Annotated in this window: 25 protein-coding genes and 2 pseudogenes; 22 read left to right on the top strand and 5 right to left on the bottom strand. The window is 48.6% G+C overall.

Annotated features, from left to right (window positions below; all coding sequences use genetic code 11):
- Positions 1-24 precede the first annotated feature (24 nt).
- From noc to C8J48_RS15715, 6 genes are all read left to right on the top strand, one after another.
- On the top strand, positions 25-840 hold the full coding sequence (gene noc, locus C8J48_RS15740; RefSeq protein ID WP_107728184.1) for a nucleoid occlusion protein: 816 nt from the start codon (positions 25-27) through the stop codon (positions 838-840).
- A gap of 620 nt (positions 841-1460) precedes the next feature.
- Positions 1461-2906, top strand: coding sequence for a reverse transcriptase/maturase family protein (locus C8J48_RS15735; RefSeq protein ID WP_170105617.1), 1446 nt, complete (start codon positions 1461-1463; stop codon positions 2904-2906).
- Between the two features lie 217 nt (positions 2907-3123).
- A complete protein-coding gene (locus C8J48_RS15730; protein ID WP_107728275.1) occupies positions 3124-3879 on the top strand; it encodes a ParA family protein in 756 nt (251 codons plus the stop codon).
- Positions 3869-4729, top strand: coding sequence for a ParB/RepB/Spo0J family partition protein (locus C8J48_RS15725; RefSeq protein WP_107728182.1), 861 nt, complete (start codon positions 3869-3871; stop codon positions 4727-4729). The genes C8J48_RS15730 and C8J48_RS15725 overlap by 11 nt, the downstream gene beginning before the upstream one ends.
- A gap of 11 nt (positions 4730-4740) precedes the next feature.
- Positions 4741-5883 (top strand): aminotransferase class V-fold PLP-dependent enzyme, encoded by a 1143-nt coding sequence (locus tag C8J48_RS15720; protein ID WP_107728181.1) that lies wholly within the window; start codon positions 4741-4743, stop codon positions 5881-5883.
- A 302-nt stretch (positions 5884-6185) separates the two neighbouring features.
- On the top strand, positions 6186-6731 hold the full coding sequence (locus C8J48_RS15715) for a DUF4446 family protein (RefSeq protein WP_107728180.1): 546 nt from the start codon (positions 6186-6188) through the stop codon (positions 6729-6731).
- A 170-nt stretch (positions 6732-6901) separates the two neighbouring features.
- On the opposite strand, the gene yyaC is transcribed toward C8J48_RS15715, so the two are convergent.
- The gene (gene yyaC, locus C8J48_RS15710) at positions 6902-7477 is read right to left on the bottom strand and encodes a spore protease YyaC (protein WP_107728179.1); all 576 of its coding nucleotides are present in this window, start codon (positions 7475-7477) and stop codon (positions 6902-6904) included.
- A 96-nt stretch (positions 7478-7573) separates the two neighbouring features.
- Here yyaC and C8J48_RS15705 point away from each other — a divergent pair, with 96 nt between their 5' ends.
- From C8J48_RS15705 to C8J48_RS15635, 15 genes and pseudogenes are all read left to right on the top strand, one after another.
- On the top strand, positions 7574-8617 hold the full coding sequence (locus C8J48_RS15705) for a YkvI family membrane protein (protein WP_107728178.1): 1044 nt from the start codon (positions 7574-7576) through the stop codon (positions 8615-8617).
- Positions 8618-8905: 288 nt separating this feature from the next.
- Positions 8906-9112 carry a DUF951 domain-containing protein gene (locus C8J48_RS15700; RefSeq protein ID WP_107728177.1) on the top strand — a complete coding sequence of 69 codons (207 nt, stop codon included), beginning with the start codon at positions 8906-8908 and terminating at the stop codon, positions 9110-9112.
- Positions 9113-9274: 162 nt separating this feature from the next.
- Positions 9275-9517: pseudogene (gene tnpA / locus C8J48_RS15695) on the top strand (IS200/IS605 family transposase); the annotation flags it as partial.
- A 3-nt stretch (positions 9518-9520) separates the two neighbouring features.
- A pseudogene (gene tnpB / locus C8J48_RS15690) lies at positions 9521-10647 on the top strand (IS200/IS605 family element RNA-guided endonuclease TnpB).
- 179 nt (positions 10648-10826) lie between these two features.
- Positions 10827-11927, top strand: a complete 1101-nt coding sequence (ychF, locus tag C8J48_RS15685; RefSeq protein ID WP_107728176.1) for a redox-regulated ATPase YchF — start codon at positions 10827-10829, stop codon at positions 11925-11927.
- 256 nt (positions 11928-12183) lie between these two features.
- A complete protein-coding gene (rpsF, locus tag C8J48_RS15680; protein WP_107728175.1) occupies positions 12184-12489 on the top strand; it encodes a 30S ribosomal protein S6 in 306 nt (101 codons plus the stop codon).
- 377 nt (positions 12490-12866) lie between these two features.
- A complete protein-coding gene (ssb, locus tag C8J48_RS15675; RefSeq protein ID WP_107728174.1) occupies positions 12867-13319 on the top strand; it encodes a single-stranded DNA-binding protein in 453 nt (150 codons plus the stop codon).
- A 29-nt stretch (positions 13320-13348) separates the two neighbouring features.
- A complete protein-coding gene (rpsR, locus tag C8J48_RS15670; RefSeq protein ID WP_009710555.1) occupies positions 13349-13576 on the top strand; it encodes a 30S ribosomal protein S18 in 228 nt (75 codons plus the stop codon).
- Between the two features lie 129 nt (positions 13577-13705).
- Positions 13706-14017 carry a MazG-like family protein gene (locus tag C8J48_RS15665; RefSeq protein WP_107728274.1) on the top strand — a complete coding sequence of 104 codons (312 nt, stop codon included), beginning with the start codon at positions 13706-13708 and terminating at the stop codon, positions 14015-14017.
- Positions 14018-14024: 7 nt separating this feature from the next.
- Positions 14025-14933: a DUF2232 domain-containing protein gene (locus C8J48_RS15660; protein WP_170105615.1), complete on the top strand. Its 909-nt coding sequence runs from the start codon at positions 14025-14027 to the stop codon at positions 14931-14933.
- Positions 14934-15163: 230 nt separating this feature from the next.
- On the top strand, positions 15164-17116 hold the full coding sequence (locus C8J48_RS15655) for a DHH family phosphoesterase (protein ID WP_107728172.1): 1953 nt from the start codon (positions 15164-15166) through the stop codon (positions 17114-17116).
- Positions 17113-17562, top strand: coding sequence for a 50S ribosomal protein L9 (gene rplI, locus C8J48_RS15650; protein WP_107728171.1), 450 nt, complete (start codon positions 17113-17115; stop codon positions 17560-17562). The genes C8J48_RS15655 and rplI overlap by 4 nt, the downstream gene beginning before the upstream one ends.
- A gap of 80 nt (positions 17563-17642) precedes the next feature.
- On the top strand, positions 17643-18992 hold the full coding sequence (dnaB, locus tag C8J48_RS15645; protein WP_107728170.1) for a replicative DNA helicase: 1350 nt from the start codon (positions 17643-17645) through the stop codon (positions 18990-18992).
- A 156-nt stretch (positions 18993-19148) separates the two neighbouring features.
- Positions 19149-20435, top strand: coding sequence for an adenylosuccinate synthase (locus tag C8J48_RS15640; protein WP_107728169.1), 1287 nt, complete (start codon positions 19149-19151; stop codon positions 20433-20435).
- A gap of 347 nt (positions 20436-20782) precedes the next feature.
- Positions 20783-22219 carry a hypothetical protein gene (locus tag C8J48_RS15635; RefSeq protein ID WP_107728168.1) on the top strand — a complete coding sequence of 479 codons (1437 nt, stop codon included), beginning with the start codon at positions 20783-20785 and terminating at the stop codon, positions 22217-22219.
- A 232-nt stretch (positions 22220-22451) separates the two neighbouring features.
- Here C8J48_RS15635 and rlmH read toward each other — a convergent pair whose 3' ends face one another.
- The 3 genes from rlmH to C8J48_RS15620 all read right to left on the bottom strand — a co-directional run bounded on the left by rlmH (position 22452) and on the right by C8J48_RS15620 (position 24560).
- On the bottom strand, positions 22452-22931 hold the full coding sequence (gene rlmH, locus C8J48_RS15630; protein ID WP_107728167.1) for a 23S rRNA (pseudouridine(1915)-N(3))-methyltransferase RlmH: 480 nt from the start codon (positions 22929-22931) through the stop codon (positions 22452-22454).
- Between the two features lie 206 nt (positions 22932-23137).
- The gene (locus C8J48_RS15625) at positions 23138-23323 is read right to left on the bottom strand and encodes a CxxH/CxxC protein (protein ID WP_107728273.1); all 186 of its coding nucleotides are present in this window, start codon (positions 23321-23323) and stop codon (positions 23138-23140) included.
- 67 nt (positions 23324-23390) lie between these two features.
- Positions 23391-24560, bottom strand: a complete 1170-nt coding sequence (locus tag C8J48_RS15620; RefSeq protein ID WP_245891248.1) for a S1C family serine protease — start codon at positions 24558-24560, stop codon at positions 23391-23393.
- A gap of 295 nt (positions 24561-24855) precedes the next feature.
- Between C8J48_RS15620 and C8J48_RS15615 the strand changes: the two genes are divergently transcribed.
- Complete coding sequence (locus C8J48_RS15615; RefSeq protein ID WP_107728166.1) at positions 24856-25068, top strand: hypothetical protein; 213 nt, start codon at positions 24856-24858, stop codon at positions 25066-25068.
- On the opposite strand, the gene C8J48_RS15610 is transcribed toward C8J48_RS15615, so the two are convergent.
- Positions 25061-25879, bottom strand: coding sequence for an MBL fold metallo-hydrolase (locus C8J48_RS15610; RefSeq protein WP_107728165.1), 819 nt, complete (start codon positions 25877-25879; stop codon positions 25061-25063). The two genes, C8J48_RS15615 and C8J48_RS15610, sit on opposite strands and share 8 nt — an antisense overlap.
- Positions 25880-25882: the final 3 nt, after the last annotated feature.

Here is a 25882-nt window from a genome sequence, read left to right as displayed (position 1 = left end):
ATTAAATAGGTGGTGTCCATGAGAATGAAAGAGCCGTTCACCCGCCTCTTCGGTATGGCTGAAAAGGGAGAGGTGGATGAGGTGAAACAGATAAGGGTCGGCGAAATCCACCCCAGTCCTTATCAGCCGCGAAACATTTTTCAGGATGATCACATGGACGAGCTTTGTCAATCGATCCGTACACATGGTGTGATTCAGCCGATCGTGGTGAGAAACCGAGATCATGGATATGAGCTAATCGCAGGGGAGAGACGGTGGCGTGCCGTCAAGAAATTAGGTCTAGAAACCATTCCCGCTGTGGTACGGAATATGACCGACACACAAGCAGCTTCGGCTTCTTTAATTGAAAACCTACAGCGAGAAGGGTTGTCAGCGATTGAAGAAGCGATGGCGTATCAGAAGTTATTGGAACTTCATCACTTAACACAGGAAAGTTTGGCTCAACGTCTCGGGAAAGGACAATCGACAGTGGCCAACAAGCTGCGATTGTTACAACTTCCGGCCGAGATAAAAGATGCTTTGTTGCACCGAAAAGTGACAGAACGCCATGCCCGGGCATTGCTTGGTCTACATGAACCCCAATTTCAACTAAAATTGTTACACGAAATCATGGAAAAAGGGTTAAATGTCAAACAGACGGAAGAACGTGTGCGTAAGTGGACGGAGGAGAAAAAACGTCCCAAAGCAAAACGAAAGTCGTTTTCCCGTGATGTTCGGATCGCGGTAAATACCATCCGCCAGTCGGTGGATATGGTGAAACAATCGGGATTGCCCGTCTCGGCAGATGAACATGAACGGGACGATTGCTATGAAGTGATCATTCGTATTCCTAAAAAATAACCTTATGATTATCACGTTGAAAGAGGTGTACACAACAACATGGGTCGAATTGTAGCGATCGCCAATCAAAAAGGTGGAGTAGGCGTGCGTCCGTAAGGGATGGTGAGCAATGCCTCAAAGGAGGTTGGGATTGGAGAGGGATCCCATGGTTATCCGGCTAACCTGAGGTGGAAACACTGGAGGGGAACATCGCATGCCGGCAAAGCCCATCGGTTGTAAAGTCAGCGAACAGCCGGATCGGGCGAGACCAATGAAGTGATAAGGTTAAGGCTATACTGCTTGAAACCCAGTTCCTTGGCTCTGACCACCGGGGTGTGCGAAAGCTGATTGAGACGCACGCAAAGGAGAATTATGAAGGAATTTGCCTGTGTTCTTCATACTCTCTATTCTCTTTTCAGCGCATCGGAGATGCGTAAAAGGAACGAACGGGAACCTAAGTCACTTCCGGCTGTGCTCACGATTCTAAACGGAGATAGTCTAAGGCGGAGCGTGTCCATCATCGATAAAGGGCCGGTCGGCTAAGGCTACGGAGCCCCCGTAGTAGTCCGAGATAGGGAAAGCCTGTCACATGGCGAAGGGGGGCAGGTCGTTCAAACGATGGGATTATGGAGGAATGCGAAATGCAGAGAGCCGAAATAATCATATCGTTACTGAGTCAAAAAGCAAAAAACGATGAGTGTTTTGTCTTCCGCAGACTGTACCGTCATTTGTATAATCCAGACTTGTACCAGAATGCTTTTAGGCATATTTACATTGGGTCCGAACCCAAAGCTAGCGAGCTTTCAATGGAGATCGTGGACGCCATCATTCAAAAGATGAAAACAGAAACGTACCATCCCCAGCCAGTGATACGTCCATGCGGCCAGCAACCGCCTGGATGCCTTTCCTTTGAAGATAGACTGGTCCAAGAAGGATTACGGCAACTTCTTCAGGCTATTTATGAGCCTCAGTTTCTGGAATCCTCACACGGCTTCAGACCTGAGCGAAGTCATCTAACCGCTTTATCTGCAATCAAGGCATCTTTCGGGAAAGCCGATTGGCTTATCACGGGTAAAATCAAAAACGTTTCTCATTTCGACCATGATACACTTATTCAACTGCTCTCCCGCAAAATTGATGATGGTAGGTTGCTGGAACTCATTCGCCGGTTTCTCCGCGCAGGTTATGTGGAAGTAAACCCAGCGGACGATTCTCTGGTTATACAGCGAGGAATTACCCCGTTGCTGCTCAATATTTATCTGCATGAATTGGACACATTGTTGCAAAGGTTGTCGCTTGATTACAGCAACGGCAGGGTTCAAGCAAACAAACCCGAGCAGATGCGCACCTTCGAAAGAGCGGAGAATGCGCTGAAACGGGTCGGGAGTCGGTTAAATGAGGGCCTCATTGATGGCGACGATAGCATGGTGAAATATATCCGTTTTGCGGATAGGTTTGTAGTTGGGATCACCGGATCTAAACGATTGGCGGAGGCGGTCAGGGATGAGATCCAGTCTTTTCTTAAACAAACTCTCAAGCTGGAGTTAGATACAGTCTATATTGCTAATCCAGCAGAGAAAAGGGTGCGATTTCTCGATTATGAGATCACCCGATCAATTCAGGATTTCTCCCCGGAAACCAAAAAGAAAGTCATCCCAGATATACGGTTATTGGTGCCAGGTGATGTCATCCGCACTAAGCTCCGCCCTTTTTGTAAGAACGGGATACCGATCCATCACCATGCCAGAATCCATTGGTCTGTGCCTGATCTCATCAGACGTTACACTGCTGAGATCAGGGAATTGTACAGCTACTATCACTTGGCTGCCGATGTAAACGCCAAACTGGGAAGGTTCAGGTATTATCATTATCACAGTCTGGCAAAGACCATTGCCCGTAAGGAGAAGCGATCGGTCAAACAGGTGTTGGCTAAGTACGGGATCGAAGTAAAGCGGAGACAGGGCGGCGGAAGTAAAAAAATGATCGGGATAAGATACCAGGATGAAGATGGGAAGGAACAAATGTTAACCTATTTCAACGAACCGTTGAAGAGGTGCGATGATCCTCGCTATCTCTCGGCACGGTGATGGGCAGATCCAGAGCACGATATACGGTGTGACTGCATCGACAGTTGTTATGACATTATTTTATATATTATATTCGCAGTTACAGTAGGATCCATTAGTGATCAAAGGAATCGGCCCATCATTGCTCATCGTTTATAATTGCTCAGGAACGGCTGGAGAGCCGAATACATTGAAAGGTGTACGTTCGGTTCGGAGGGGGGTTCCACAGAAACCGGCCATTGCGGTATGGCAAGGCGCTTGGTTCCTACCCTACAAGACAACAACATCGATTAATCTAGGTGCCAGCTTGGCACATCAAGGGAAGAAAACATTGATTGTGGATATTGATCCGCAAGGGAATACCACATCCGGTTTAGGGATTAATAAGGCGGATGTCAATCAGTGCATTTATGATGTATTGATCAATGAAACACCTGTCAGCCAAGTGATTCATTCCACCAGTGTGGAAGGTTTATCGTTAATTCCAGCTACAATCGAATTGGCGGGAGCTGAAATTGAGCTAGTACAGACGCTCTCACGGGAACATCGTTTGAAACGCGCGCTTCATGGGATTCAGAACGACTATGATTTTATTCTGATCGATTGTCCACCTTCCCTGAGTGTGTTGACCATTAATTCCCTTACTGCCGCCAATTCGGTGTTGATTCCGATTCAATGCGAATTTTACGCGTTGGAAGGGTTGGGGCAGCTCTTAAATACGATCCGGATCGTGCAGAAGCACTTAAATAAACGATTGGAGATCGAAGGAGTATTACTTACGATGTTTGACGGTAGGACTAACTTATCCACTCAGGTGATGGACGAAGTAAAAAAATATTTTCAGCAGAAGGTATACAATACGGTAATTCCACGCAATGTCCGTTTAAGTGAAGCACCTAGCCATGGAACGCCCATTCTTCATTATGACGCCCGTTCAAAGGGATCCGAATGCTATGTGGAGTTGGCAAAGGAAGTGATTCAAAATGGCCGGTAAAGGACTGGGAAAAGGGTTGGGATCACTTTTTCCCGATACGCTGGTAAATGAGGAGGATCCGATTCAGGAAGCGGCGGTAACGGATTTACGTCCCAACCCTTATCAACCGCGTAAACATTTTGATAGTGATGCCTTGGAAGAACTGAAGGAGTCGATTCAAGAGCATGGTATCGTTCAACCTTTAGTCGTTCGCAAAAGTATTCGAGGTTACGAGATTGTAGCGGGAGAACGGCGTTATCGTGCGGCAAAAGAAGTAGGACTGGAGTCAGTTCCCGTAGTGGTACGATCGTTTTCCGATGAACAGATGATGGAGATTGCTCTCATCGAAAACCTGCAACGGGAAGATTTAAACGCTATCGAAATTGCACAAGCGTATCAAAAATTGATGGATCATTTTTCGCTCACACAGGAATCTTTGGCGAAGCGCGTTGGTAAAAGTCGCCCCCATGTGACGAACTTTCTACGATTATTGCAGCTTCCTCAGGATGTACAGGATTATGTTTCACGTGGAACATTGAGTATGGGACATGCCCGTGCATTGTTGGGACTAAAGGATGTAGAGGTACAGACGCGCTTAGCCAAAAAAGCGATTCAAGAGGGAGTCAGTGTTCGCCAGCTGGAAGAGCAGGTTCAACAGTTGCAATCACAACCGGTAAAAAAGAAAAAGAAAACGAACCCGGAAGCCAATCCTGCCTTTAAACGCTATGAAGATTTGTTGCAAGAAGCATTTAATACTCCGGTGCGAATTCGCCAAGGTCGACGAAAAGGGCGGATCGAAATCGAATACTTTTCACAACGGGAGTTGGAGCGATTATTGGAACTGCTGCAAAAAGATCGTATTCTGGAATAGGGGGTTCATCATTGATCTATTTAGACAATGCCGCCTCCAGCTGGCCCAAACCACCGCAAGTGACAGAAGCGATGAGCCAGAGCATCAATCAATACGGAGCTAATCCCGGACGAGGCGGGCATCGCTTGGCACGCCAAGCCGCCGGAATGGTAGAAGAGACACGCCGATCGTTGGCAAATCTCTTTGCGGTTCGTGATGCCCGCCATTTATTATTTGCCCCCAGTGCCACATACGCACTAAACCAAGCTATCCATGGTACATTGCGTCCCGGTGATCATGTCATCAGCTCCGCATGGGAGCACAACGCAGTGGCGCGACCGTTGGAGGCACTGCGACGAGCGGGTGTCATCGAGGTAACATGGTTACCGCCACAGGCCTCGTTGGCCAGTAGTCACGCATGGGAAAAAGCGATTCGTCCATCTACTCGGTTGCTGGTGGTTACACATGCCTCCAATGTGACCGGGGCGATCCACCCGCTTGCAGAAATCGGATCATTGGCCCAAAGCCGCCATATTCCGTTGTTGGTGGATGCAGCCCAAACGGCGGGAATAGTGCCGATTGATGTGGAAGCGATGGGGATTACAATGTTGGCGTTTCCCGGCCATAAAGGTTTAATGGGGCCGCAAGGGATCGGGGGATTATATGTAGATCCGAAACATCCGCTGCAACCGCTGATCCATGGTGGAACAGGCAGCCGGTCGGAGGAATTGAATCCACCGCTTGATCGGCCGGTGGCTTTTGAGGCGGGAACGCTTAATACACCAGGTATCGCCGGATTAAACGCCGGTGTCCGCTTTGTGCAACAGACAGGGATAGAAACCATCCATCGTCGGGAATGGGAACTGGTCCACCGTTTGATCGCGGGACTTTGCGACATTGCCGGTGTCCAATTGCTGCTACCCGACGGTGAAGCACTCCCTGTCCTTTCTTTTACAGTGGATGGCGTCGATGTACAAGAGATCGCCACCATTTTGGATCAACATTATGAGATCGCGATACGGGCAGGGTATCACTGTGCCGCTCTGGCTCATCGCTCCTTGGAAACAAAAACAGGTGGGGGAACGGTGCGTGTCAGTCCCGGCTTTTTTAACACTGAGCAAGAGATCGATACATTTATAGAAGCAGTGACAGAGATTGTAGATGCGCTCACCTAATTGAAAGGGTCGGCTTTCGGTTGTAGATGATTGGGGAAGGAATGAAGGGACGGCTAAGAATCATGTTAAAAGAAATTTCTTCCTAAACCAAAGTTGCTGAATGGCGCTTGGAGCCTATCTGGGCTCTTTTTTGTCCGAAGTCGGTACAATTGATGAATTTTCATTTTATCCGACCGAGTAACCTCCCAAGTGGGGTTTAAGACGAATAACCACCTCGACCGTTCTGGGATCAGGGTTGGCAATAGCATTGTAAACTATGGTATTCGAGAGGATAGTCATACTAAGGAGAGAGGAAGTTTCGGGTGGAAACTTGGTTGAATTGGTTGCAAACCTACTGGCTAGAGGTATTATTGATCCTGGTAATCATGCAATTATTGGTCGGCATGTGGTGTGTCGTGACAACGATTCGTCTGCACCAGCAGAAACAATTGATCAAAAAGTTGCTCGAACCTGCACGGGAAAATACGTTAAAAACCATTTTGGCGTCTGACCGTGCTGATCAAGATACAGTATTGGGATATTTGTACCATTTGGATGAATCAGCTCGACGGTTAAAAGGAAATATCGGGTTGGTTCGTTACAATGCAATCGGTGAACAGGCTTCGGATATGAGCTTTTCCCTGGCGCTGTTGGATGAGTACCAAGATGGCGTGGTGATCAGTAGCTTGTTTAGTCATCAGGGGCAATCTTATATCTATGCGAAGCCGGTGGAAAAAGGAGACTCCTCTTACCGATTGTCAAAAGAAGAAAGGCAAGCGATTCAACGGGCGATTAAACCCACAGTGGAACGGGAAGATTCAATGCAAGTGGATACGGAGAATGGAAACGAATCAAATACAAAAACGTAACGGTTCTACTCTGTTAAACAGATCAACTCGGTCTATCATCCTTTGTCAACACAGGCCAAACAGGTCTGTTTTTTTTATACCTCCGAAGAGCGAGGCTTGGGAGCGAGACGATGAGTGATTTGCTAGTCCATGCATGGAACGAAGGCGAAAATCTACCTCCGCCCCCCCTCTTATAACACGCGCTCTCCATGGTGAATCGCCACACGGCGAACGGCGTTGGAAATAACATTGGCCATTTTCATCACAATGCTAAGGCGAGTGTTTTGCAGAACAAAATATTCCATAAATCCGGCAACATTTACGATTCCAGTGATATGCACCTGTCCGACTTCCGGAAGTTGTTTATTTACTCCGGCACCTGGTTTTAAGGGGCCATTTCCCACTTGAATCCAACCGACGCTGGAGAGCTGTCCCAAACAAGCGTCGACTGCGATTACGAGGGGATTGTTCAATTCTCGTTTCATCTTGATTAAAGTAGATTGCAGATTGACGGCATGTACCGGCTCGTCCAACGTTCCATAAACGCGTAAAAAGGGTGGTGATGATTTTTCCAATTGCGATCCAACGAGCGGTCCCAAAGAATCGCCGGTTGATCGGTCGGTGCCGACGCAGACGCATGCCAACTCGCTGGTTTGAGGATACAAGTGTATGGCCTGCTGCAACCAATCGGCACATCGGTATTCGGCACTGGGATGGGTATATTTGACCCGACCGGGACTGGAAAAAGAGGGAACTGGCTCACGCATGGCGTCAACCTCCGCAATAGTTTCAAATCCTTACTAGTATACGGATCCCTGTCAGGAAATATACATATAGGGACAACCCGGACAAGGGGGATTTTGATGCATTTTCGACTCTGGCAATCTCTTAAACTAAGCATGACGATCGTAGGAACAACGATTGGTGCCGGTTTCGCCTCCGGACGGGAGATATGGGAGTTTTTTGGTTCATACGGTCAAAGCAGCAGTTGGAGCATTCTACTGGCAATGGTTCTCTTTTTAGCGGCCAGTATGGTGATTCTATTTATCAGTTGGAAAAAGCAGACCCGTCATTATTCCGAAGTATTATCCCATGTAATCGGGCCACGTATGGCCAAGGGATTTGACGGGCTGGTTGTTTTATCTCTACTCAGTAGCACGTTGGTGATGATGGCGGGAAGTGGTGCCACCATACAGCAATGGAGCGGTTCTTTTGCTTTAGGTGTATGGGTGATGGTTGCAGCGGTAGTTTTGATTCTTCTCTTTGATCTACGGGGGCTTCTCTCAATGAACGTTATCTTGATTCCGGTGATGACGGCAGTGTTGATACTGGTTTGTGTAAAATTTTTAAGCTCCTACGGTTGGCCGACCCTCACCGCTTCCATCACATCCCCTGCCTTACCTTCTTGGCCTTCCGCCATTACTTATGCCGCTTTTAATATGCTGTCCTTGCTGGCTGTACTGTCCACGCTGGGTAAACAAATTCGACATAGCGGTGAGATTTGGGTGGCGGGAATTTTAAGCGCATCACTGTTAGGGATGATCGCATTCCTGTATAATTATTCATTGTTGCGTGTAGAGGACTTGGTTTCTCAGTATGAGATTCCTTTGTTCGCCCTGATACACTCGTATTCACCATGGTGGGTGATGGCGATCTCTTTGATTTTGTGGCTTGCGATCTACACGACGGCGGTAAGCAATGTGCATGGGTTGGCATTTCGCTTTGCAACGGTTTTATCCTTACCGCATTGGTTGATTGGAGGGGGGATTTTAGTGCTTCTCGTCCCCCTTACCCGACTTGGTTTCGCCAATTTGGTTACCATTCTTTATCCTTTGTATGGAGTGCTCAATCTATTTATCCTTACGATGATTCTTCTCTACCCTTTGAACCGTCATAAACAGGGGTAACGCTTGCATAGGAAAAAGAATCAAAACCGGGTACAATGGAAGAGGGAGATAAGAGATTCTTGTATCTGGTTTGGGATACCATGGTTTAAAGTGGATGGAAGCGAACGCCTTTCTCACAATGGCCCACTCATCCTGATCAGCAATCATATTCGTTTATTTAAGACGATCAAGACCGCTATTCAGCATTTACCCCACAATCGAATCCTGGGCAATACAAACGGTTAACCCGGTTGATGAGGGAAAATGAGTTATTTATAATAGAGGGAATAAAGAAAGGTGGAGGAAGCGATGGAGCGGAAAAGCTTCCAGCTCGGGGATGTCGTAGAGATGAAAAAGCCCCATCCCTGTGGAACCAACGCTTGGAAAGTGATTCGCATGGGGATGGATATTCGAATGAAATGTACCGGTTGTGGACACAGTGTCCTATTGCCTCGTTCAAAATTTGAGAAGCGGATGAAAAAAGTATTGGCATCGACGGATCCACCCCAATCGTGATGCCCCTCATGAAAAAGAGGGGCTTTTTTATATCTTTGCGAGCGGGAAAACCCCTAGCTTCAGCTATGGGTATGAAAGCGAGCGTCAGGCGAGGGAGGGTTTTTTTACCCCTCTCACAAGCCTGACCATCTTCGCCTGTAAGTGACCGGCTTGAAAACGACGATTTCAAGGATGGAGATCATGCCCGATCATGTCCATTTGCTCATACAATGTGATCCCCAATTCGGCATACACAAGGTGGTCAAGCATCTCAAAGGGTATCCATCACGAGTATTAAGGCAAGAGTTCCCGCACTTGAAATCACGAATCCCCTCACTATGGACAAACGTCTATTTTGTAGCAACGGTTGGGACGGTTTCATTGGAAGTAGTGAAACAGTACACTGAGACTCAACCAAGGAGGTGACCCATGCACAAAGCGTTTCGGTTTCGTCTGTATCCAACCAAAGAACAAGCAATTCTCATCAACAAATCCATTGGTTGCAGTCGTTTCACATTCAATCTCTTTCTAGCCAAGTGGAATGAACAATATGCACAAACGGGGAAAGGGCTCACCTATCAGGCTTGCTCCAATCAACTTCCCAGCCTGAAAAAAGAGTTGGAATGGTTAAAAGAGGTAGATTCCACTTCGTTGCAAAACGCCTTGAAGGATCTAGCGGATGCCTTTTCTCGTTTCTTTAAAGGTCAGAATGATCAGCCGCGTTTCAAAAGTCGCAGGAATCCCGTTCAATCCTACACCAGTCAATGCAACTATCCAAAAGGAAAACCGTCGATTGCAGTCATAGGCAACAAGATCAAGCTACCCAAACTCGGATGGGTCAAGTTTGCAAAATCAAAAGAAGTAGAAGGCAAAATTCTTTCCGCTACCATTCGGCGTACCCCATCGGGGAAATATTTTGTGTCGGTTTGCTGTGAAATGCATGCTTGCCCCTATGTTCCCGTCGATAAAGACAAAGCGATTGGTATTGACTTAGGTCTAAAAGATTTCGCCATCCTTTCGGATGGCAGGAAAGAAAATGCGCCAAAATATTTCCGAAAATATGAGAAACAACTGGCGAAAGCACAGCGAGTCATGAGCAGACGGAGCAAAGGCGGTTCCAACTGGAACAAGGCCCGGATCAAAGTTGCCCGGATTCATGAGAAAATTGTAAACGCCCGCCGTGATTTCCTTCATAAGTTGTCTTTGCGGTTGATTCACGAAAATCAAGTGATCAGCATCGAAGATTTGCAAGTGAAGAACATGGTGAAGAATCACAACCTGGCCAAGCCATTACGGATGCTTCCTGGTCGGAGTTTGTTACCATGCTGGAATACAAGGCACAATGGCACGGGAGAACACTTGTGAAGGTTGGAAAAACCTTTCCCTCCAGCCAACGCTGTTGCGGTTGTGGGTATCGAAACAAAGACGTAAAGAAGTTAAACTTAAGAGAATGGACATGTCCAGCATGCAATGAACACCATGATCGAGACATCAACGCAGCGAAGAATCTCTTGCAAGAAGGTCTACGATTGATCGCCGTGGGGCCCACGGTCTGAGCTTGGTCAATTTCTCCCGGTTACGGGGGATTACCCAAGCGACCGTAGGAAGTGCCTGTGGTGAATCCCCTGCGTTTACGCATGGGGAGTGGTCAAGACAGGTGGGGGCGGTTTCGCTATAATGGACAAAGATTATCATGAGATGCGGTAACGATGATTAAAAGAGGAGATGAAGCTACATGCCGTTAACCACCGGCATTGTCGGTTTGCCCAATGTAGGCAAATCAACCTTGTTTAATGCAATTACCCAGGCGGGAGCCGAATCCGCCAATTATCCGTTTTGTACCATTGACCCTAATGTCGGGGTGGTGGATGTTCCCGATGAACGGTTAGAGCGTTTGGCCGAGATCGTCAATCCTCAGCGTGTGATGCCCACGTCGTTTCAATTTACAGATATTGCCGGACTTGTCAAAGGGGCAAGCAAAGGAGAAGGGTTAGGAAATCAATTTTTGTCCCATATTCGGGAAGTGGATGCGATCATCCATGTGGTGCGTTGTTTTGAAGATGACAATATTACCCATGTATCTGGCAAGATCAATCCTGTTAGTGATATGGAAACGATCAACCTAGAGTTGGTATTGGCCGATTTGGAGACGGTAGAACGCCGCCTGGAACGACTTCATCGCCAAAAAAAGAGTGGGGATACGCAAGCGATCAAGGAATATACGCTGTTGACACAGCTGCGGGATGCCTTGGCTGAAGGGCAGCCGGCGCGGGGAGTAGATCTGTCGGAAGAGGATAAAGGGTTGATCCGCTCTCTTAACTTGTTGACCATGAAAAAGATGCTGTATGCGGCCAATGTAGCGGAAGAGGAAGTGGCGACACCGGATGAGAATCCGCTTGTGCATCAGGTGATTGAACAAGCAGAGAAAGAAGGCGCGGAAGTGGTGACCATCAGCGCCCAGTTGGAAGCGGAGATTGTGGAGCTGGAAGGGGAAGAACGGGATCAGTTTTTAGCGGACTTAGGCTTAGCCTCTTCCGGTCTGGATCGATTGGTGGCAGCCGCATACAAGCTGTTGGGCCTTATCACCTACTTTACCGCCGGTGAAAAAGAGGTGCGTGCCTGGACGATCCGGGAAGGCACAAGAGCACCTCAAGCGGCTGGGGTGATTCACTCCGACTTTGAACGGGGTTTTATCCGGGCGGAAGTGGTTGCATACGATCACCTTTTAGAAGCCGGGTCGATGGCCCAAGCACGAGAGCGGGGACTGCTTCGCTCTGAAGGAAAGGATTATGTGGTTCACGACGGCGATGTCGTTCACTTTCGCTTTAATGTTTGAGTGGCAGCGATTTTTTGCCGTTCCCAACCGCTTGGGCGAAGCCCCACTGATCAGGTGTCCCGTGAGGGGCAGCATCGGGGCCGGAGTGGACGTTATCTTCCTTTTTGCAAACGGCGAGAGCACGCAGGCTTAAAATCCCTTTCCCTAAAATCTTGTCACATGCTTGTGCTTTTGGTAAAATGTATTATCGTGAATAATGACTATTCACTCCTTGCCCCTGATAGGGGCCGCCAAGTCCAGAAGGAGGTGGAACATAATGAGTAAATATGAGCTGATGTACATCGTTCGTCCCGAGTTGGACGAGGAGAAGCTGAACAGCACCCGTGAGAAAGTCCAAGGGATTCTCTCCCAAAACAACGGTGAAGCCATCGAGCAGGAGCACTTTGGCAAACGTCGTCTAGCTTACCTGTTGGACGACTATCGCGAAGGCATCTATACAGTGGTTACCTTCCATGGCGATACCGACACGGTTAACGAATTGGATCGACAGCTGAAGTTAAATGACGACGTCATCCGTCACATGGTCATCAACATTGATGATAAACCGGAAAAACAAAAGTAACCACGGCCAACAAGGGCATCTCACCAATCGGGGACACAACGGAGAGCCCGCTGGAGAGAGTAAATATTGAGCAGAAGGTTTGGCTAAAATGTTTTAAGCGTTGCGGTTCTACCGAAAAGGGAGATGACCCTTCCAAATCTCCAATACAGGGTCTTCGCCCAAAAGGAGAGGTTGCCCCTCACAGGACACCTGATTGGAGGGGCTTCGCCCAAAAGGAGAGGTTGCCCCTCACGGGACACCTGATTGGAGGGTCTTCGCCCAAAAGGAGAGGTTGCCCCTCACGGGACACCTGATTAGGGGGGCTTCGCCCAAAAGGAGAGGTTGCCCCTCACGGGACACCTGATTAGGGGGGCTTCGCCCAAAAGGAGAGGTTGCCAATGTTAAACCGGGTGGTTTTGATTGGTCGATTAACTTGGGATCCGGAACTGCGGTATACGGCGAACGGTGTAGCGGTAACCAGTTTCCGGTTGGCAGTGGAACGGCCTTTCACCAATCAGCAAGGGGAACGGGAAGCGGATTTCATCGACATTGTCGTTTGGCGTCAACAAGCGGAAAACGTAGCCAACTATGTGAAAAAGGGACGCATGGTGGCGGTGGAAGGCCGTCTACAGGTGCGGAACTATGAAAATCAGGAAGGTCGTAAGGTCCGCGTAGCGGAAGTGGTGGCGGACAATGTTCGTTTTCTCCCTACCGGTGGTTCCGGTGGGCAAGGCGGCAATCCGGGGTACGAGGGTGGAAACGGATTTCAGAACGACCGCAATTCCTCAGACGATCCCTTTGCAGATGACGGCAAACCGATTGATATCTCCGATGACGATTTACCCTTCTAAATAACAGTCGAAAAGAGAGGAGGCTAACTATGGCTCGACGCAGAGGCAATAAACGCCGTAAAGTCTGCTTCTTTACAGTAAATAAAATCGAGTATATCGATTACAAAGATGTCGATTTGCTACGGAAGTTTATCAGCGAACGCGGGAAGATTCTCCCTCGCCGGGTGACAGGAACTTCTTCCAAATATCAACGGCAATTGACCCGGGCAATCAAACGTGCTCGGCAAATGGCGCTTTTGCCGTACACGACGGACTGAGCATCAAAAAAGGGACGTGTCACACGTCTCTTTTTTCATTCACATTCCTGCTTGGGACAGAAGGAGGATTCTTCCTCTTCTGTGTGGAAGATACTTTTTATCACGCTTTCCCAAAAAGGAGTGCTGACGATGAGCAGGCCGGAGCGAAGCGTACACATCGCCAAAAGCATGAAAGTGATCGAATGGTTAAAAACAGAGATGTTGGATCAAATCGCCAATTTATATAAAGGATTGCATCATGCCAACCGCTCTCTGATCCAAGACAGTTTGGCCAGTTTGGTAGTGGCTACTTATGTCTTGGCGCGGCGTGTCGGTTTCTCTTATCGGGAAGTGGACCAGGCTGTTACCCGTAAATTGCGGGAGGCGGCACGAGAGCGGCATCAGCTGGAAGACTGGTATGGTGATCTGTCCCAGTTGGAAGAATATATCAGCAAGAGGTGACCACGGATTGTCTCCATTTACAGATGTGCGCGGCGGGTTGATAACGGTTGGTCTATATTTGCTGCTCCTTCTCTCAATAATAACGCCACTAGGCGTCATCAGCTTATGGTTTATTCCGCTCCCCTTTTTCTGGTTTAGCGCCAAAAACGGCTGGAAATCGGCATTGTTTCCGGTGACGATTTGCGGAATCCTCTCCCTTTTAGTCGGACCGACGATGATCGCCGCATGGCTGTTTGCCACCGGAATCGGTCTATTGATGGGGGAACTGTACAGAAAGCCGGAATCCACCGGGACTGACGTTGTTTTAGGCGGGTGGGTGGCAACGTGGCTGGGAGTGTTGGGGTTACTCCTGTTCGCTACCTGGATGTTTGACGGATTGGGACAGTTCCAATCCATGTGGCAACAACAGTGGGAAAGCACGCAGCAAACGTTGGAAAACTACGGTTTAAATGCAGTGGACATGGAAGAAGCCCCATCATTAAACCTCGTTCTTCCGATTATGATGTTCTTTATCACAATTCCCTTTCCTCTGTTTAACTTCCTATTGGGCCGACGCTTGCTGATGCGCCAGGGATTGCCCGGGAAATACCTTCCTCCGATCCGGGAATGGCGCTTGCCCCGACCCTTTTTTTATTTTTACTTTATCGCATTGTTGTTACTGTTGTTGTTTGGTTTAGAGGGGGGAACGATTTCTTTTATTGCCGGCACAACGGTTACGTTGATGTTTTTAATCTTTTTTGTGCAAGGGTTGGCTTTTTCCGCGTTCCTGTTGCATCGTTGGAATCGAGGGAATGGTTGGGTAGTTCTGGTTGGAGTGCTGGCGCTTCTCATCCCGTTATTCTCTTTTTTTATCCATCTGTTAGGAATCGTGGATACTGGAACAGAGTGGCGAAAGCGGATGGAGTCCAAAAAATAATTTCTTTAAGAGGCGCAGCATGGGTTCTGCTTGCAAAAATCCCTTCCACACCATTAAAACCTGAGAGTAAGGTTGTGGTAGAGGGAAGCTTGTCGGTACTAAGGAAAACTGCAAGGGAATATAATGGGATCGACTTTATCAATGGTAGTCGCTTTGAATCCAGTCAAGCCTAGGGTACAATAGGAACCAGGAAACGAAAGATCGGTTTTCCGGCTTGAGGGGATGTCATCATGCCGAATTTTATTACAAAACGGTGGCACGGAGCGCACATGGTGTTCGCCATGTGCTTCAGTTTAATTTTAATCGCGTTGTTGGGGATTTACCGCTGGCAATATGCCCTAGTCGCATTGCTGGTATTTTTCCTGTTGGCTTATGTTCTGGTACGGGCTGAGCAGCAGTTTCGTACGGATTTTATCGATTATGTTGAGACCCTTTCCCAGCGCGTAAAGGGAGCCCATCAAGCGGCGATGGGGGGGATGCCTCTCGGGATCCTGTTATATGATCGGGAAAATCGCGTTGCTTGGCACAACCCCTTTATCAAAGAGATGACCAAGGCGGAATCATTGGTGGGTGTTCCCGTATCGGAGCTGTTTCCCGCTTTAAGCGAAGCGGCCCAGCCGCAAAAGATTGAAGTAGAGGGACACGTTTTTGAAGTGATCCATCAGGCGGAGGAACGTTTATACTTTTTCCGGGACATCACTCGTTTGGAACGGTTGCGTGAACGGTATGAGCGGGAACAGAGTGTCATCGGCGTTCTGCATATGGATAACTTCGATGAAGCGGGTGTTGGCTTGGATGAGCAGGAACGGACACTCCTTTTATCCGATGTGATATCGGCGGTTACCCGCTGGTCGCAGACGAATGAAATCAGTTTGCGCCGGTTGGATTCCGACAAATTCTTTATGGTAATGAAGCGGGAATCGTTGGAACGACTAAAGAAAAACCGGTTTGATATCCTGGATGTGGTGCGAGACATGACGAGGCAGATCAAAATCCCGATCACCCTCAGTATCGGGGTAGCCACGACAGGAGCCAATATGGTGGAACAGACACATGCCGCGGAGGCCGCCCTCGATATCGCACTGGCCAGAGGTGGAGATCAAGCTGCGTTGCAAGACGGGGACCGAGTCGTCTTTTTCGGCGGAAAGACCAATGCGGTTGAAAAGCGGACAAGGGTGCGGGCGCGAGTGATTTCCCATGCGCTGTCCAACTTGATTAAGGACAGCGAACAGGTAATCATTATGGGCCATGTGCAACCGGATATGGATGCATTGGGTTCCGCCATCGGCGTGCTAAAAGCCGTCGAATTGGCCAATGGCAAAGGGTACATCGTTTTAGGGGAATCCAACCCCTCCATCGCGGGGTTGGTAAATGTGATCAATCGTAGTGAAGTTTTACGTGAGCGGGTCCTATCCCCGGAACGGGCTTTGCAGAAAGTAAATGCCAATACGCTGTTAATATTGGTGGATACTCATAAACCTTCCCTGACGATTGAACCGAAGTTGGTGGACCGATCGCAACGGGTCGTGGTGATCGATCATCATCGACGCGGGGAAGAATTTGTACGCGATCCGGTGCTCGTCTATCTGGAACCCTACGCTTCCTCCACTAGTGAGCTGGTGACCGAGCTGTTGCAGTATCAAGAAAGACGTCTCAACCTGGGGAAAGTGGAAACGACAGCCCTGTTGGCGGGGATCGTTGTCGATACAAAAAGCTTCGCCTACCGTTCCGGATCCCGCACCTTTGAGGCCGCTTCTTTTCTACGGCGCCACGGAGCTGATTTGGCGATGGTACAATCCTTGTTGCAAGAGGATCTGGACCGTTTTGTCAAACGGGCGGAGATTGTCAAAAATACGGAAGTGGTATACGATAAAATGGCGATCGCCGTGGGCGAAGAAACCGAAACTTACGATCAACTCGTGATTGCCCAAGCGGCGGATACCCTGTTGAACATGAAAGGAGTAGGGGCCTCCTTTGTCATTGGCAAACGCGAGGATGGAAAGGTATCCATCAGCGCTCGTTCACAGGGGGAAATGAACGTTCAGGTAATTATGGAGGAGCTGGGAGGCGGGGGACATCTGACTCACGCTGCTACCCAGTTTGAGGGAATCTCCATCGATGAGGCGCGGAGTCGCCTGATGGACGTATTGAGACAGATAGAAGAAGGGGGCGACGCCGAATGAAAGTTATTTTTCAGCAAGATGTAAAAGGGCAGGGGAAAAAGGGAGAAATGAAAGAAGTGGCGGAAGGATACGCCCGTAATTTCCTTCTGCCCCGGGGGTTGGCCATTGAGGCTTCCGCCGGTAATATTAACACCCTAAAGGATCAAAAGCGAAGGGAATCGGAACAAAAACAAAAAGAATTGGAGCATTCCCGGCAATTGGCTCAAGAATTGGAGCAAGCGGATATCACCATTCGCACAAAGGCAGGCGACGGTGGTCGACTGTTTGGTTCGGTCACTTCCAAACAGATTAGCCAACTCCTCAAACAGAAGCATGGCCTGCAAGTGGACAAGAAAAAAATCCAACTGGATGAGCCGATCCGTACCCTTGGCGTCACCAAAGTACCAGTTAAACTCCATCCTAAAGTGATGGCTACGCTCTCCGTCCAAGTGTTGGAGCAAAAATAATAAGGTTTTGTTATCAATCTTAGCTCCATCCGTGATGGAGCTCTTTTTTAGGTGAGTAGCGTCTTGGAGGAGGAAGGTTCATGAGCGAGTTGTTTGCCGATCGGATGCCCCCCCACAACCAAGAAGCGGAACAGGCGGTGTTAGGTGCCGTCCTGATTGAGCCGAGTGTCCTGGTCACTGTTACCGAGCGCCTGCGCCCGGAGGATTTTTATCGGCAGGCCCATCAGCGATTATTGCAAGTAATGATCGATTTATCGGAACAAGGGGAACCGGTTGATTTGGTTACCATCACTTCCGCCTTGCAGGATCGCAAAAGTTTGGATGAGGTAGGGGGGGTCCCTTACCTGACTGAACTGATTGGTACGGTTCCGACGGCGGCCAATGTGGATTACTATGCGCAGATTGTGGAGGAAAAGGCGATTTTGCGGCGTCTGATCCGGACTGCAACCGAAATTGCCACATCCGGTTACAGTGGAGCTGAGGAAGTCGCTCATGTGATCGATCAGGCGGAAAAAAAGATCTTGGAAATTTCCCAACGCCGAATGAGCAAGGGTTTTGTCCCCATCAAAGAAGTACTAATGGAGACGTTTGAACGGATTGAGTCGCTCCATTACAACCAGGGGAAACTGACCGGCGTTCCATCGGGTTATTCCGACCTTGACCGCATGACAGCCGGATTTCAGCCATCAGATTTGATCATTTTGGCGGCACGTCCCGCCATGGGGAAGACGGCATTCTCGCTCAATGTTGCCCAAAATGTTGCCGTTCGCGCCAATAAGCCTGTTGCCATCTTTAACTTGGAGATGTCGGCACCACAGTTGGTGCAGCGGATGTTGGCGGCGGAGGGGAATATTGACGCCCAAGTGTTCCGTAACGGTCATCTCGGTGATGAGGATTGGGAAAAGCTGACGATGGCCATCAGCACTTTGTCGGAAGCCCCAATCTTTATCGATGATACCCCAGGAATCACGGTTTTCGACATTCGCGCAAAACTGCGCCGCTTACAGGCGGAACAAGACTTAGGCTTGGTGTTGATCGATTACTTGCAGTTAATTGAGGGCAGCGGTCGTGATAGTCGGCAGCAGGAAATCTCCGAAATCTCCCGTTCTCTCAAATTATTGGCGAGGGAGTTGCACGTGCCGGTAATCGCGCTCTCACAGTTGTCCCGTGCCGTTGAACAGCGTCAGGACAAGCGGCCGATGTTGTCCGATTTACGGGAATCCGGCTCGATTGAGCAGGATGCAGATATTGTATCCTTTTTGTATCGGGATGATTATTACAATGAAGAATCGGAGAAAAAGAATATTATTGAAGTCATTTTGGCTAAGCACCGTAACGGGCCCGTCGGCAAGGTGGAGTTACTGTTCCTCAAGAACTACAATAAATTCCTCAGTTTAGATGTACGGCACGGTCAAGAGGAAATGGCATAGTTAAACTTCCAACAAAATCGATTAAACGCGAATGACACGAGCATAAAAATAGATATTGTTCGTGTTTTTTGTTGACAGAGACCATTAAATACCGCTACACTGATAAAGAAGAAAATGAAAATCGTTCGGATTTACGCCGCGAAGGAGGATGAACAGATGTCGACGGTGGTCGTGGTCGGTACCCAATGGGGTGATGAAGGAAAAGGGAAAATCACCGATTTTCTGGCGGAAAAAGCGGAAGTAGTCTCCCGCTATCAGGGAGGGAATAACGCAGGACACACCATTGTGTTCGGAGGGAAGCGTTATAAGCTCCATTTGATTCCCTCAGGTATTTTTTATGGAGAAAAGCGATGCGTGTTAGGGAACGGCATGGTGCTACATCCGCAAGCGTTGGTGGAAGAGCTGGAATATTTGCGGGGGCATGGGGTGTCTACCCAAAATCTGCATATCTCGGATCGGGCCCATGTGATTATGCCCTATCACATCAAGCTGGATATGGCGGAGGAGAGTCGTAAGGGAGCAGGCAAAATTGGTACCACTGGTAAGGGGATCGGGCCCGCTTACATGGATAAGGCAGCCCGTACCGGAATTCGGGTGGCGGATCTGTTGGATCGGGATCAATTTGCGGAAAAGTTGAAGAAAAACCTGGAAGATAAAAACCGTTTGCTAGAAAAAATGTACGATACCACTGGATTTACGTTTGAAGAGATTTATGAACCCTACTTGGCTTGTGCCGATCAAATTCGGCCCTATGTGACAGATACATCGGTGGTGTTAAATGATGCCATCGACGGGGGACGGCGCGTTCTGTTTGAGGGAGCGCAAGGGGTGATGCTGGACATCGATCAGGGAACATATCCCTTTGTTACATCCTCCAATCCGGTGGCAGGAGGCGTTTGCATCGGTTCCGGTGTCGGTCCCACCAAAATCCGTCACGTCATCGGGGTAGCCAAAGCTTACACCACCCGTGTGGGAGACGGCCCCTTCCCAACGGAGTTGTTTGATGAAATCGGGAAGCAGATTCGGGAAGTTGGACGGGAATATGGGACCACGACCGGACGTCCGCGCCGTGTGGGCTGGTTCGATAGTGTGGTGGTACGGCATGCGCGTCGCGTAAGCGGGATTACTGGGCTCTCTCTCAATTCGTTGGATGTCTTAAGCGGTTTGGAAACGGTCAAAATCTGTACCGCTTATCGCTATCGCGGACGAGTGATGGAAAACTATCCGTCCAACCTGGATATGCTGGCAGAATGTGAGCCGGTCTATGAGGAATTGCCGGGTTGGTCTGAGGATATCACCAGGGCTCGCAGCCTCTCCGATCTTCCCCTGGCTGCACAGCATTACGTCGAACGCATTACCCACCTAACCGGGATTCCTCTTACGCTGTTTTCCGTCGGTCCGGGTCGGGAGCAGACGATCCAGGTTCGTCCCGTATATGCTTGATAAAAATTGCACCAGCAACCAGCAATCGATCCTGTGATTGCTGGTTTTTCTTTTTTTACACGGTGGGTAACCGATCGCTCTAGGCAAAAGGATCTATTTTGCGCAGGAGTTGGGCTGATTTTGTCGAATTTCCAGTAGGCTGAGGGTAGTTTTCTTATAACATTTACGTTTATAAAAAATAACACTAAAATAAAAGCTGTTTTTACAACTGTTTTTAAAAAATGGATCTGAAGTTTCCGCTGAACAGATAAAAATAGCGATCAATTTCCTTATATTGTTTATCCAGCGAAGAGCGTGGTAAGATGTTGCTGGATCAAAACTAAATAAGATTAAGGGGAGAGGGAACATTGCGAATTGTATCAATGGCGATGGTGTTCCTACTATTGTTTGCTGTCGCGATGCCCGGTATGGCTTTCGCGGATGAACCGGAAGAAGCGGTAGAAACGACGGAAGAGAGGGTCGATCAAAACACAAAAGAGGAAACGCTTGCAGAGCCGGATCAATCCAACAGCCAACAAGAGGATCATTCATCTCAACAAGAGGATCCTCAAGAAGAGAATTTGCCCGTTACGGATGATACGTCTGTGGACGATACGGAAACAGGGCTGGATCAACCAATGGACAACACACCAGAGGAAGATGAAAACAAACAAGATATTGTGACAGTCCTGGATGAGATAAATCAAGGTTTGTCCCTTGGCGTCGATGTTGAAGTGGAAAAACGGCGTGCGACCGTGACTGCTTCTGTAGACAACACGACCCAATATGAGTTGACCGATGGCGTGTTTCACTTCAATTTAGAAGGATATGAGCCAAAAGTTAAACAAAACGGCACGGAAGCAAAAGCCACCTATAAGAAGCTGGAAGCGGGTAAATACGAAGTCACCGTGAAATACGTGGCGACGGTAACCCTGGACGGAGAAGCTCATAAAGTGGCAAGTGAGCGTATACTGGCGTTTCAAGTAGGGCAAGACTCGGTTGAAGCCGCGATCGGCGCTTGGCACTACTATCAAGGAAACGAAGATATTTTGGAACTTCATGCGTATGTGGAAGATGCCGACCGTGGAAAAGGGACTTGGACGTTTGAAGTGGATGGTCAGAAACAGGTCATAGACACAGAGGACCTGTATGCAGATGTTTGGTTTGAGCTTGCAGACCCACAGCCAGGCAAACGGTATGATGCACAGATTAGCTTTAATGGAAAAGCGGACGGCAAAAAAGCAAAAGGTTCCACCACCTATTCCTTCCAATTGGTGGTTCCCACTTTGGACTATGCTTGCACCGAAAAAGGGTTAGAGATGGTGACAAACTTAAAAGGTGCAAAGGCAGCCCAGGGAGAATGGTTTTTTGGTCTCTTGGATTGGGAGCAGGAAGAGTGGGCAGCGGAGCATGAATCCGGTTGGGTGGAAGGTACAACCTACAAACATACATTTAAGAAGATAAAGCCGGGCAGCTATGACCTCTTAGTCGATTACTTTGGCGATGTCGATGGAGAAGAGTTTTGGACCTGGTTTTATGAGGAGCTTGAAGTGGAAGCTGGTGATCCCTGTGCAGCTGCTGTAGGCGGTCCAAAACCGGGAGATGGAAAGCCTGGCGAACAGCCGGATCCAGGTGAAACGGTTACCCCGAAAGAGCCGAAACAAACCACAGGTGAGATTGAGCATGGCGCTGCTATGCCCAAAACCTCCAGCCAATATCCGTTGGGAATGCTGATCGGTGCAGTTATTACGTTGTTGGGACTTGGCGTATATCTGATGCGCCGTCGGGTTGTCTTCACTTCATAAGCGTACCTGGTCATAGGACTAGCGGATCAGTGAAAAGTTGAATTTAAGTTTTAAGAGAGCAGATAAGGAAGACATCTTCTCTCTTGCGCAAGAGTTGTAAATACCACAACAAAAAAGCTTGGTTTATTAAAAAAGTCTGCGTCCATCCATCGGTTGGACGCAGGCTTTTTTATCTTTATACGTCAGAAGTCTTCCACTTCTAAAGTGACGAGATGAATGACGCTTTGCTCGGCTACTTATGATACGTCTCTCCTCGGTTGATTTTAAAGGCACGATAAATCTGTTCCAACAGGATAACCCGCATCAGTTGATGAGGAAAAGTCATTTTGGAAAAAGAGAGGGTATAGTCCGCCCGTTGCAACACATGACGGGAGAGACCGTGTGATCCGCCGATGATAAAGGCGATCCGGCTCTGACCGTAGGTAGCGCGTTGGTCCAGCTGATTGGCTAAGCTTTCGGAAGAGAGGGAGACACCCTGGATGGCGAGGGCGATCGTATAAACATCGGCTGAAAGATGACGAATGATTCGTTCCCCTTCTTTCTCGCGGATTTGTTGAATTTCTGATTCCCGCAATGGTTCCTGCCCTTTTTCCTCGGGGATCTCGATCACCTCTATTTTTGCATATGGCGATAACCGCTCCAGATAATGTTCCAATCCCATCACTAAAAATCGCTCTTTCAGCTTGCCGACGGCAATAATTTGGATATGCATAATACCCTCCCTCTTTTTTGGACAAAGGATTGCGATAACTTCACATGGATAACTGTGCCCGTTCCGCCTTGACTGTAGTTAGAATGTAGCAAGTCTTGGGCGAAGTGACTGTGGCGAGACTAGTGCTGGTTCGTATGGAGCAATGGCGGCAAATCCGCCCTACAATGATGGAGGAAAGCGATTATTGATGCGGCTGCACCAGGACTTTACTCCCCGTCGAAACGAGTGAAGCGATACGCCGGTGTTCCTCCGCATTGCCGGCAGCGGGCTCCTGTTTGTGCGGTGTTTTCAACCGGTTCAATCTCCGGTGCCCGTTGATATTGGTCGACATAGTCATCGATCACCAGTTCGATATGCTCCTTACAAGCATACCATGAATGGTCGGCAACCATCATGGTTATCCTCCTTCAATTCTGGAATGGGAAACCCCACCGGTTGGTCCGGCGGGGCTCTGATGGATCACGGTTGTTTTTGCAGCGTGATTGTCACGGTTTCTTTTTTACCTTGACGGTAAAAGGTAATATTCATCTCTTCTCCGATGTTTTTCTCTTTCCAGAGGTAGGAGCGAAGATCGGAGCTGTTGCGGATCTTTTTGTCATCCAGCTGGACGATAACATCCAATTCCTCCATGCTTTGTGCTGCCGGTGAGTTGGGGTGGATATTGATGACGACGGCCCCTTCGTTTACATTATCCGGCAAATTAAGCCGTTGTTTGCGTGCTTGCTCGGAGATGGTTTCCAAATCCTTTAAACTAATTCCAATAAAGGGGCGGCGGACTTCACCGTGTTTAATCAGATCGTTGATAATCGGTTTGGCATCATTGGAAGGAATGGCAAAACCGAGTCCCTCCACGCCCTGTTCCGCGATCTTTAGGCTGTTGATTCCAATTAGCTGACCTGCGCTGTTGATGAGCGCCCCTCCGCTGTTTCCGGGGTTAATGGCTGCATCCGTCTGGATGACATCCATATCCATCGTGGCGGACACCGCAATGGTGCGGTGGGGAGAGCTGATTACACCGGCGGTTACCGATTGGGAGAATTCCAATCCGAGGGGGTTTCCAATCGCAATGGCAGGCTCTCCGACTTTAATCTTATCAGAGTTTCCAAATTCCGCGATTGCTTTTACAACTTGATCATCGATCTCCAGTACCGCTAAATCGGTCAATTTGTCTGAACCCAAAACTTTGGCATCGACCGTTTTACCACCATTCTCTCCTGGAATGACGACAGCCACTTGGGAAGCACCCTCAATCACATGGTGGTTGGTGACGACTTTGGCTTTTCCGCCTTTTTTTTCAATAATCACGCCGGAGCCTGTGCCGCTTTCCACGGTTTCCGGACTAAAGGGATCACCGGATGCTTGCAGGTTGATAATTCCCACAACCGCAGGCTTTGCTTTTTCTGCCGCTTTGGTGATGTTTGTATCGACATCCACACTGACGGATTTACCTGGACCCTCTTCCTCGTTTAGCGCTGGGCCGCTAAAAAATTGCTGAGGTAGGATTCCGGTCTGGGCCATGACCGGCAGGATTCCTAAGACCAATAATCCACCGATAACAGCGGAAATCAGGGCGATCAAAAATATACCGAGATAACGGCGGATACGGCTAGAATTATCATAATAACTCACGGCAATACACCTCCTCTTGATAATTGCCTCCTTTAGTCGCTTTTTCAGTATGCGGATGAGGGTAGAACATTATACGATTGATAAACTGGGCTCATCAGTGAAATGCGCCATTGTTCAAGATTTGTATCACTTTTTGAGGAAAGTGTGTTGATACAAATGAAATTAGTTGGAGGTTTGGATTGAGAGTGTCAGGATCACAATGAAAAAGGAGAGTGCATGGTCACCGCTCATACGTTCGATTATATGATAAGCGGGTTGCTCTTGCCACCTATTGTTACTGAAAGGAGAAGTAAAAATGAAAAAACAGAAACGGATACCGAGCCGCGATCCCATGACAGAAGTGCATTGGGGAGCGCAGTTGGCCGATTTAAAAGAGGCGGAATACCGCACCAACCTTCTGTTGGGGGCGTTGATACAATGTTTAATTGAAAAGGGATGGCTGACGGAAGAAGAGCTGAAGCAATCCATGGAAGAGATGGAACGAGAAATGGAATCGCTCTTTATGTAGACAGCTTTCGTTTCTCTTTTCGGTCTAAACGGTGCAGGGGAGTAGGTCGATCCGGATGGGTTTCCCATAGACGGACATCCTTTCCCACCTGTAATCCGCCCTCCTCCAAGATGCCTTTTACCGTCAAGTGAGCCAATTCCAATAGGTTATTGTCCTGGCTGAGGTGGGCCAAGTAGATATTTTCCCCGTTGCCTCCGATAATCTCCAGCAGCGCTTCAGCAGCGTCTTCATTGGATAGATGGCCGGTATCACTCAATATTCTGCGCTTTACATTCCAAGGATAGGAACCCATTCGCAACATCTCGACATCATGGTTGGATTCAAAGATGACCGCATCGGTACCCGTCACCTTTTCTACGATCCGACGGCTGACATAGCCGGTATCGGTCACCAATGCCAATGATCCTGCTGGGGAATGGATGCAAAATCCCATTGGATCGGCTGCATCATGAGAGATGGGGAAGGACTCCACCGTTAAATTTCCCACTTCCAATATCGAATAAGTGGAGAAGGTGTGTTGTTGCTCGATCGGAATCGCTCCCACACTGGAGGGAAGGTGTTCCCACGTCGCTTCGTTCATATAGATGGGAAGCTTGTGCCGACGGGCGAAAACCCCTAATCCCTTGACATGGTCGATATGCTCATGGGTGACCAAGATGGCGTCCAACGAGGCAGGGCTTGTCCCAATCAATTTCATTCGTTGTTCCAACTGTTTGCCGCTTAAACCGGCATCGATCAAAAGTCGAATGCGGTCGGTCTCCACGTAGATGGCGTTCCCCGTGCTTCCGCTCGCCAATATACTATACCTCATCGG

This window comes from Desmospora activa DSM 45169, from assembly GCF_003046315.1.
Taxonomy (GTDB): Bacteria; Bacillota; Bacilli; order Thermoactinomycetales; family DSM-45169; genus Desmospora; species Desmospora activa.
This window is presented reverse-complemented; position numbering and strand designations above follow the sequence as displayed.

Bases quoted from the DNA above. Each gene is read 5' to 3' on its own strand.
- rpsF (WP_107728175.1), top strand. From the start codon at position 12,184: ATGAGTAAATATGAGCTGATGTACATCGTTCGTCCCGAGTTGGACGAG.
- C8J48_RS15640 (WP_107728169.1), top strand. From the start codon at position 19,149: ATGTCGACGGTGGTCGTGGTCGGTACCCAATGGGGTGATGAAGGAAAA.
- rplI (WP_107728171.1), top strand. From the start codon at position 17,113: ATGAAAGTTATTTTTCAGCAAGATGTAAAAGGGCAGGGGAAAAAGGGA.
- C8J48_RS15705 (WP_107728178.1), top strand. From the start codon at position 7,574: ATGCATTTTCGACTCTGGCAATCTCTTAAACTAAGCATGACGATCGTA.
- ssb (WP_107728174.1), top strand. From the start codon at position 12,867: ATGTTAAACCGGGTGGTTTTGATTGGTCGATTAACTTGGGATCCGGAA.
- C8J48_RS15615 (WP_107728166.1), top strand. From the start codon at position 24,856: ATGAAAAAACAGAAACGGATACCGAGCCGCGATCCCATGACAGAAGTG.
- C8J48_RS15625 (WP_107728273.1), bottom strand. From the start codon at position 23,323: ATGGTTGCCGACCATTCATGGTATGCTTGTAAGGAGCATATCGAACTG.
- C8J48_RS15655 (WP_107728172.1), top strand. From the start codon at position 15,164: ATGCCGAATTTTATTACAAAACGGTGGCACGGAGCGCACATGGTGTTC.
- C8J48_RS15725 (WP_107728182.1), top strand. From the start codon at position 3,869: ATGGCCGGTAAAGGACTGGGAAAAGGGTTGGGATCACTTTTTCCCGAT.
- C8J48_RS15700 (WP_107728177.1), top strand. From the start codon at position 8,906: ATGGAGCGGAAAAGCTTCCAGCTCGGGGATGTCGTAGAGATGAAAAAG.
- C8J48_RS15735 (WP_170105617.1), top strand. From the start codon at position 1,461: ATGCAGAGAGCCGAAATAATCATATCGTTACTGAGTCAAAAAGCAAAA.
- C8J48_RS15665 (WP_107728274.1), top strand. From the start codon at position 13,706: ATGAGCAGGCCGGAGCGAAGCGTACACATCGCCAAAAGCATGAAAGTG.
- yyaC (WP_107728179.1), bottom strand. From the start codon at position 7,477: ATGCGTGAGCCAGTTCCCTCTTTTTCCAGTCCCGGTCGGGTCAAATAT.
- noc (WP_107728184.1), top strand. From the start codon at position 25: ATGAAAGAGCCGTTCACCCGCCTCTTCGGTATGGCTGAAAAGGGAGAG.
- dnaB (WP_107728170.1), top strand. From the start codon at position 17,643: ATGAGCGAGTTGTTTGCCGATCGGATGCCCCCCCACAACCAAGAAGCG.
- ychF (WP_107728176.1), top strand. From the start codon at position 10,827: ATGCCGTTAACCACCGGCATTGTCGGTTTGCCCAATGTAGGCAAATCA.
- rpsR (WP_009710555.1), top strand. From the start codon at position 13,349: ATGGCTCGACGCAGAGGCAATAAACGCCGTAAAGTCTGCTTCTTTACA.
- C8J48_RS15610 (WP_107728165.1), bottom strand. From the start codon at position 25,879: ATGAGGTATAGTATATTGGCGAGCGGAAGCACGGGGAACGCCATCTAC.
- rlmH (WP_107728167.1), bottom strand. From the start codon at position 22,931: ATGCATATCCAAATTATTGCCGTCGGCAAGCTGAAAGAGCGATTTTTA.